Source organism: Phycisphaerae bacterium, assembly GCA_012729815.1.
Lineage (GTDB): Bacteria > Planctomycetota > Phycisphaerae > JAAYCJ01 > JAAYCJ01 > JAAYCJ01.
This window is the reverse complement of record JAAYCJ010000321.1, coordinates 34,653-42,200: the sequence shown is the minus strand read 5'-3', so window position 1 is coordinate 42,200 and position 7,548 is coordinate 34,653. Positions and strand designations below refer to the sequence as shown.

At 64.2% G+C, this 7,548-nt stretch carries 7 protein-coding genes; 4 read left to right on the top strand and 3 right to left on the bottom strand.

From position 1 onward, the window contains the following. Positions 1-645: L-alanine-DL-glutamate epimerase (locus GXY33_21165; GenBank protein ID NLX07656.1), on the top strand; the 645-nt coding region annotated here is incomplete at its 5' end. 91 nt (positions 646-736) lie between these two features. Then, on the top strand, positions 737-1,141 hold the full coding sequence (locus tag GXY33_21160) for a hypothetical protein (GenBank protein NLX07655.1): 405 nt from the start codon (positions 737-739) through the stop codon (positions 1,139-1,141). 73 nt (positions 1,142-1,214) lie between these two features. Here GXY33_21160 and GXY33_21155 read toward each other — a convergent pair whose 3' ends face one another. The 3 genes from GXY33_21155 to GXY33_21145 form a co-directional block, all read right to left on the bottom strand. Beyond that, entirely contained in the window at positions 1,215-2,144 is a 930-nt protein-coding gene (locus GXY33_21155; GenBank protein NLX07654.1) for a glucosamine-6-phosphate isomerase, read from the bottom strand. Continuing rightward, positions 2,129-2,938 carry an LmbE family protein gene (locus GXY33_21150; GenBank protein ID NLX07653.1) on the bottom strand — a complete coding sequence of 270 codons (810 nt, stop codon included), beginning with the start codon at positions 2,936-2,938 and terminating at the stop codon, positions 2,129-2,131. The genes GXY33_21155 and GXY33_21150 overlap by 16 nt, the downstream gene beginning before the upstream one ends. 133 nt (positions 2,939-3,071) lie before the next feature. Further along, a complete protein-coding gene (locus GXY33_21145) occupies positions 3,072-4,661 on the bottom strand; it encodes a glycosyltransferase family 39 protein (protein NLX07652.1) in 1,590 nt (529 codons plus the stop codon). A 185-nt stretch (positions 4,662-4,846) separates the two neighbouring features. Here GXY33_21145 and GXY33_21140 point away from each other — a divergent pair, with 185 nt between their 5' ends. Together GXY33_21140 and GXY33_21135 are read left to right on the top strand one after the other, a co-directional pair. Further along, positions 4,847-6,115, top strand: a complete 1,269-nt coding sequence (locus GXY33_21140) for a hypothetical protein (protein ID NLX07651.1) — start codon at positions 4,847-4,849, stop codon at positions 6,113-6,115. A 68-nt stretch (positions 6,116-6,183) separates the two neighbouring features. Next, positions 6,184-7,548 (top strand): hypothetical protein, encoded by a 1,365-nt coding sequence (locus GXY33_21135; GenBank protein NLX07650.1) that lies wholly within the window; start codon positions 6,184-6,186, stop codon positions 7,546-7,548.

Sequence of the window (7,548 nt, the reverse complement as noted above, 5' to 3'; positions counted from 1 at the left end):
TCGGCGATCCACGAGGCGGTAGGGGGGATCGAGACGGCGTACACCGACAGCGGGCGGATTGCGTATTACCTGGACGCGAACGGGCGGTACGACAGCAAGGATCGATTGCGGCGGCTGTTGGACCACGCGAAGAGGATCGGGGCGTTCGAGCGGGTGGTGCTGGTGGAGGAGCCGTTCGCGGAGGAGTACAAGGTCGATGTGTCGGATCTGGGGGTGATGGTGGCGGCGGATGAGAGCGCGCACAGCGACGAGCATGCGCGGGAGCGGATCGCGTTGGGGTATGGGGCGATCGCGCTCAAGCCGACCGCCAAGACGATGAGTATGAGTCTGAAGACGGCGAAGGCGGCGCGGTCGGCTGGGGTGCCGTGTTTTTGTGCCGATCTGACCGTCTCGCCGATATTGGTGGACTGGAACAAGAATGTGGCGTCGCGGCTGCCGGCGCTGCCGGGGCTGAAGATCGGGGCGTTCGAGACGAACGGCGATCAGAACTACCGGCGCTGGGATGAGCTGATGAGCTTTCATCCGTGCGCGGCTGCTCAGTGGACGCGGCCGCAGCGTGGGGTATTTCATCTGGATGGGGATTTCTATGCCCGGTCGGGCGGCATTCTGGAGGCGTCGGAGCATTATGGGGAGTTGGCCCGGTAGGGGGTCGGGTAGCCAGGGGGTAGGCGAATCAGGTGGATCAGGGGAGGGGGCCGGTTTCTCGTGGATTGTGTGGTATTCGGTGGAGCAGCTCGTGACGAGCAGAGGCAGGTACATTTTTGGGGTTGCCGGTCCGAGGTTCGTGGTTTCGATTTTGTTGGGGGCTGGGTTTTATTTGGGGTGGATGGGTTTGTTTCTGGTTTCGAGGTCGTTTCACACTCCGCTGTTGCGCGGGTTGCTGTGGATTATCGCGCCGGTGGTGACGGCGTTTGGGTTTTATGTGGGCGCGGTGTTGTTTGCGCGGTTGGGCGGGAGTGGGCGGCTGCGGGTTAGGCGGGTTTATCTTTATCCGTTGGTGGGATGTTCTGTGGGGGCGGCGGTGGTTTTTCCGTTTGGGGCGATGCTGATCGTGTTTGGGATGTGTCTCGGTGGGTCGTTGGGGATGTTGGTTTTTGAGATTGTTGGGTTTCGCGGGTTCGCGGCGGGGCGGGAGGAATGAGGCGCGGAGTCCGCCGGGGCGGCGGACCCACACGCGTTGCTATGGTCGGCGATGGTTTTCAGGAGGCGGCCCGTTAGTGCATTTCGACGGCGACGGTGCCGATTCCTCCTCGGTAGAAGTTGAACTGGACGTTGGGATGGAGGGCCAGGAGTGACATGGGGACGGCTGCGTCGGGGAGTTTTTTGCCGATCATGAGGGTGGTCAGTCGCATGCCAAAGGGGTTGTCGTGGCTGCCGGCCTGCCAGATGGAGACTTTTTCGGCCTGCCAGGTTTGCAGCGGTCCGACGGTGACGGCTTGGGAGGGGACGAGGTCCATCTGTCCGCCGCCGGAGGTGCGGGCGTTCTGCATGATGGTGACCGGGTGGAGATCGACGACGCGGGTGCTGAGCTTGAGGTATTCCTGGGGCGTGGGCGGGTTGTCCTTGTACTTGCCTTTGCGTTTGAGCGGGTCGTTGAAGGCCCAGTGCTTGATGTCGCCCTGTCCGCCCTGCATGACGGCGCAGCGGGCGTTTTCCCAGGAGGCGACGTACTGTTTGGGGTCGGCTTTGGGGAAGTGGAGGTTGGGTTCGGGCATGGCGAGTTTTTTATTGATGCGGTTGAAGCAGAGTTCGCGGTCGGTCTTGGCGAAGGAGAGGGGGTGGGATTCGGGCACTTCCTTGCCGTCGAGGACCCATTCGTCCATGCCCCAGAAGTGGGCGTGGCGCAGGTTGAGTTCGAGGGCGTTGACGAGTCGCGCGACGAGCGGGAGTTGTTCGGTGGGGCCGATGGGTCCGCAGACGCCGACGGGCTGATCGGCTGAGGCCTGGCGCCAGGCTTCGATGTATTCGAGGGCCTCGGCGAGGTAGAAGTCTTCGAGGGTGTCGTAGAAGACGACCTTGAAGCCCGGGCGCGAGAGCTGCTGGAGGTCGCGCGGGGTGAGCCTGGCGGCGTCGTGGAGGATTTTGGGATCGAGCGTGGTATAGTCCCACCAGTCGGGAGCGAGTTTGCTTATTGGCCTTGCCATGAGTTGCCTCCTTTGGAACGAGTGGAAGTGGTGTAGAGGACCTTTCCTGCGAGGGTTTCGCGGAGCGGGTCGAAGTCTTCATCGGCGAAGCCGAGGTGCGAGTGCCGCCGCCAGCCTTCGGCGTATTTGAATCGGCCGGACTGGGCTCCCATGCGGGCGGTCATTTCGGTCATGGTGGTCAGGTAGGAGTCGAGTCGCTGGGAGTGGTCGAGCCATTCCTTCTGCGACCTGTGGCAGGCGAGCATGTCGCGTTTTTTGTCGAGGACGGACTGGACGTCGACGTACATTTCGGCCTTGATGGGGTTGCGGAGCTGATCGCAGAGGCCGTAGGGGAGGGCGTGGTAGAGGGCGACTTCGCCGGTCACGGGAGGGGTCGGCGGGTCGGTGGGGAAGTTCTTGATGTTGCGGCAGAAGGCGGCGGTGACCATGAGGCGGGAGGAGTTCATGTGGTCCTCCATGTAGTCCTGGGGCGACTGGAGGAGGATGATCTGCGGGTCGATTTTGCGGACGATGGCGCAGAGTTTGGAGACCAGGTCGCGGTCGTAGTAGATGTCCAGGTCGTCGACGAGGGGCGGGTGGTAGTGGGCGCCGACGGAGTTGGCGGCCTGTCGGGATTCCTCGGTGCGGGTGGCGACGATTTGGTCGCGGCTGAGGACGGCGGTGCCGCATGAGCCGTTGGCGACGGTCATGTAGTGCAGCTCGTAGCCGGCCTGGCCGAGGAGGATGAAGGTTCCGCCCATCATGAACTCGATGTCGTCGGGGTGGGCGGCGACGGCGAAGACGCGTTTAGCCATAGGTCAAAGTCCTGTAAAGGCACGTTACGGCGTAGTCCAACTCCGGCCACGTGCCGGGCCGATTTTGGAAGGACCATCCTACAGCCGGACGGACGGAGTGACAAGAAAAACCTCGCCATGTGAGGCGGCCGGATCAGGGCGTTTGTGGCGTTCGCGGGCGGATGCGGAGGACCGAGAGCTTGCCGGAAGGGCCGTCGAAGGAGGCGAGCGTTTCGGCGGCCAGGTCGCCGCGCTGATCGAGGCGGTATCGCAGGTGTCGCAGGACGTGGTTTTTGCCCTCGGAGTCTCGCAGGACGAAGAGGCAGCGGTCGAGACCACGGTGCCGGGCGTGGGTGATGTGCTCGCCCATTTCCTTGATGCTGGTGGTGGCGCCGTATCGGCCGCCGTAGAAGTTGATCCGGCAGTCCTCGACGAAGAGGTAGTCGTCGGCGCGGGTGTTGCGGGCGAGCCACTGGCCGGTCCGGTGGATTTCGTCGCGATGGCCGGAGAATCCCCGCTGCAGCGCCTCGGGCACGAGCAGGGCGATCAGGATGAGGGCGAGCGACAGGTGGAATCGGCGGGCGGGCCGGCCGGTGCGGTCGGCGAGGGATTGGAGCCAGCAGGCCAGGACGGCGCCCGCGACGGGAAATGTCATGACGGCCGGCGGGAACATGTAGCGGCTGACGACGCGGTGAGTGCCGAAGATCTGGACCATAACCATGGTCAGGTGCAGGACGATGAAGATCGCAAAGAGGATTGCCCCGGGTCGCAGAGGGAAGCGGCGGCGCTGAAGGGCGAAGACGAGGAAGAGGGCGACGGGCAGGAAGCCGCTCTGTTTGAACCAGGCGAGGATCAGTGGTATGAAGAACTGGTAGCGGGAGGAAATCCAGAGGCTGGCCTGGGCGTTCGGCTGGCCTTCGGCGGGACCGAAGAATCTGTCGATGGTGTAGCGGAAGTCGAAGCACTGGAGGTATTCGCCGAACCAGAGGAACCGTCCACCGATGAGCCAGTAGAGTGCGGCGAGGGCTCCGGCGCCGGCGAGGAAGGCGGCGGTTTGGCCCAGTCGGCGGCGTGGACGGATTGGCTTGGCGAGAAGCAGGTAGATCGCGATCGCGGCGAGCAGGACGATGCCTTCCTTGCGGACGAGGAGGGCGAGCATAGCGGCTGCGCCCGCGGCGAGGAGCCATCGGTTCCGGTTGTCGTCGGCCGCCAGGGTCAGCAGGACGGCCAGGAGAACGAAGGCGAGAAAGGTGGTTTCGGAAAGCCCGTTGACCGAATAGATGACGGCATAGGGCTGAACGGCGAAGAAGAAGGCGGCCCAGAGTCCCGCGGCGGGGGAATGGAGCCGGCGGCCGAGACCGTAGAGCAGGGCGAGGCAGGCCAGGGAGGTGACCATTCCGACGGTAAAGGCCGCCAGTTCCCAAGCGAAGGGATCGGGGGGGCCGAGGTCGAAGGCGCGTGGAAACAGCAGCCGGTGAGCCAGGCGGATCAAGACGGGATGAAGCGGTTCCTGGACGGGATGCTGCAGGAAGGTCCGGTCGGTGAACTCGGCGGCCCGCGCGATGAAGCCGACGGTGTCCCGCAGGACGGAGGGCGAGGTGAGCCAGTAGACAAGCCGTACGCCCGCGGCGAGCACGACCACGGCCGCCCACGCCGATCGAGGTGGTTGACGTGTCAGCGGCGCAGCGGCCTGGGCTGCGGTCGGTAGAGGCGTCGCTGTCAGTTGCGCTTGTGTGCGTGTCATACCATCGGCTGCGACCGTTGTTTCAGGAGATCAGGCGTCGCCGGCGCTGTTCAACGGCGATCTGTTGCGGCATTGTACCGGCGGGTTGGCAAGGAGGCAAGGACGGTTGACAGGGGCGGGAGACGGGATTAGGATAATGAGGTTGTTCACGTTGCACCCCGAACGCGTTTTGACGGAGTCTCGCCATGGTTGACCGGCAGGATGCGCCTTCCTACGTGGAGGAGCGGATCGATCCGATGCGGTACGGGCTGATCCTGTGGGATCGCCGGCGGATGATCATTGTGCTGACGGTGTTGGTGGCATTGGCGGCGGGGGCGGTCAGCATGATGCTGCCGAAGGAGTACGAGGTGACGGCGGCGTTGCGGCTGGGGCGCGCGGGCCTGGCGGGGGACCAGTCGCAGTACATCGCCCGGGCGGACGACGTGGTGCAACTGGTCAAGAAGGGGAGTTTCGCGAAGGTGGTTCTGGAGGGCCTGTCGCTGGATGAGGCGCGGTATGCCGCGATGCTGATGAGCGACCTGAACGCCCACGCGGCGGGCGGCGGGGAGATCATCTACCTGAACTGCCTGACGGCCGAGCCGGAGGTCGGGATCAAGGTGACCAACTCGCTGATCAAGCACATCAAGGACGCGTTCAATCCGCGGGCCGAACGGCAGCGGGCGATCCTGATCACCGAGATCGACCAGCTTCACGAGGCGGTCAAGATTCTGGAGGTTGAGCGGGAGGTGGCGGGGGCGGAGATCGAAGCACTGCGGAGCCAGATCGCGGAGGCCAACCAGGTGACGGAGGTGTCGGTCCGCAAGAAGGCGGAGCAGATTCGCGGGGCCAAGGAGGAGATCGCCCACCGGGAGCGACGGGTCGAGAATCTGGCGGCGGTCAAGGGGAAGCTGGAGGGCATGCTGGGCCTGCTGGAGAACAACACGCAGGAGTTGCTGAGGAGTCGCGAGGCGCTGCCGACGACGCAGGAATCGGACGCGATTTCGGGCATTCTGCTGGCCAACAACATTCAGAACGGCATCAACCTGGTGGACGACGCGTATGACCGGGTCAAGACGTGCGAGTTGCAGATCAGCGACGCGACGATCGAGATCGAGAGGCTTCGGACGTCGGTGGCGACGTTCGCGGAGGAGTCGCGGCAACTCCAGATCGAGAACGAGTCGGCGGTCGAGCAACTCGAACAGGAGATCGAGAAACTGGCCCTGAAGAAGGACAAGGAGCTTCCGGCGAAGATTCAGGACACGTCGCGGCAGATCGCCCGGCTGGAGATCAACAAGGACGCGATCGAGGATATCGAGGTGGTGGCCGAGGCGGCGTACCTGAAGCGTGCGGTCAAGCCGAATCTGAAGAAGAACGTGCTGGCGAGCGGTTTTGCGGGCGGTATCGGCGCGGCGCTGCTGGCGTTCGTGCTGGCCTGGGCGCCGCAGGATCGCGGTTCGAGGAGGAAGAGCGCGTGATCGCGGTTGGGCGGTCGGCGCGGCGGATCGGTTGTTGATCGGATGAGGCATAGGACTGGAAATCGCGGATGACCTGGCTCGCCTCGTGGAAGGCTCGAATACTTGGCAGCCCGCTGGCTCGTGACGCGGTTTCGACGACCGTGCTGTCGGCGGTGGGGAAGGCGGCGGGGTTCCTGGTGCCGCTGTTCATCGCGGCGTGGTTCGGGGCGACGACCGAGACGGACGCGTTGTTTTTCGCATACTCGATGGTGCTGTTCCTCTCGCTGCTGTTCGCCCCGGTGATCGAGACGATCATCGTGCCTCACGTGGTGCAGGCCCGGCAGGAGGGCCAGGACGTGGGCGCGTTCGTGGGCAACATCATGGTGTATGGGGCGGGGGCGATGGCAGTGCTGGCGGCGGTGTTCCTGCTGTTGGTCAAACCGGTGCTGGTGGTGGTGGCCAACTTTGACGCGCCGTCGTTGGCGTTGATCCACCGCCTGCTGCTGGAGATGGCGCCGCTGGTGATTCTGATCGTATTGACCAGCGTGACGGCGGGAGTGCTGAACGCGTACCGTCACTTTGCCCTGGCGGCCCTTTCGCCGATGTTCCGGGCGGGGGTCAACCTGGCGGTGATCTACGCGATGAAGGACCGATTCGGCGTCCACGCGATCGTCTGGGGGTACGTGATCGGCGAGTTGTCGCGTTTTTTGATTCTGCTGGTCGCGCTGAAGGCGTTTCGGCTGATGAAGCTGGGATGGTCGCTGAGGGTCGCGCCGCGGTTCGGGGCCTTCGTGAAGGACTGTTCGCTGCAGATGACGGGGATGGTGGCGGTGGGTTTTCAGCCGATCATCGACAAGGCGATGGCGTCGTGGCTGGGCGAGAGCCAGGTTTCGATCCTTCACTACGCGGACACGCTGTACATGATTCCGGTGACGTTCGTGACGGGCGGGATTCTGGTGGCGATGCTGTCGCACTTCAGCATCAACTACTGCCAGCACGGACCGGAGCGGCTGCGGCAGGACGTGCGCAAGAGCGTGCGGGTGGTGATGCCGATGGTGGCGCTGCTGACGGTGGGTTTCGTGCTGCTGCACCAGCCGATCGCGCGTCTGGCCTACGGGCGGGGCGCGCTGGACGGCGAGAGCCTCGGCCTGGTCGGCTGGGTGATGGCGTGCCTGATGCTGGGGCTGCTGCCGAACACGATCGGGCGGATTTACCTGCGGGGGCTGCTGTCGCTGCGTTTCACGGCGGTGTTCGTGACGTACGGGGCGGCGTTCACGGTATTGAAGGTGGCGATGAACTACCTGCTGATGTGGCGGTTGGGCGTGGCCGGGATCGCGTTGGCCGGCGGCTTGACGTCGCTTTTTCTGCTTTTCTATCTTCGGGCGGTTTTCTATAATCGCGTATCGTCGCCGCAGCCGGCGTCATGCCCAGCCGTCGTGGATAAATCACCATGA